This window comes from Maritimimonas sp. 2405UD52-3 (assembly GCF_056591715.1).
The window spans coordinates 1-720 of record NZ_JBWQOL010000022.1 but is presented as its reverse complement, the minus strand read 5'-3'; the positions used below and the strand labels follow the sequence as shown (position 1 = coordinate 720).

General features: G+C 42.5%; 1 protein-coding gene. It reads left to right on the top strand.

What is annotated here, in order from left to right; all coding sequences use genetic code 11:
* Nucleotides 1–720, top strand: a 720-nt coding sequence (locus tag AC1EU5_RS16005) for a hypothetical protein (RefSeq protein WP_480193424.1), incomplete at both ends; no start/stop codon positions are given.

The window sequence follows — 720 nt, the reverse complement described above, 5'->3', positions numbered from 1 at the left end:
GCCGATGGATATAGACTAACAGTCACAGGGAGCTCTTCGACTGCCAATAACCTCAATAACTTTGATGTTACCTCAGGAACATCCTACAACTTTGCTAATAATTTCGATAACGGTGAAACAGTTTCTGTAACCATCGTACCTTACAATACTGCTGGGGATGCTACAGGATGTACTACAGAAACATTTACAATCGTTGCTGCAACACCAACACCTCCTAATTGTACAAATTTAAGTAGTCCTGCCGATGGAACCACTAATGTTGCCGTAGATACAAACATCACATGGAATGCTGTAGCTGATGCCTATGGCTACAGACTAACAGTAACTGCGAGCTCATCAACTGCAAACAACCTAACCAACTTTGATGTAACTTCTGGCACATCCTACAACTTTGCTAATGATTTCGATAACGGTGAGACCGTGTCTGTAACCATAACTACTTACAATGCAGCTGGTGATGCTACATCATGTACCACTGAAACATTTACCATTGTAGCGGCAACACCAACGCCTCCAAATTGTACAACACTAAGTAGTCCTACCGATGGTACTACCAATGTAGCTGTAGATACCGATATCTCTTGGAATGCCATTGCTGATGCCGATGGATATAGACTAACAGTCACAGGGAGCTCTTCGACCGCTAACAACCTAACCAACTTTGATGTTACCTCAGGAACATCCTACAACTTTGCTAATGATTTCGATAACGGTGAGACA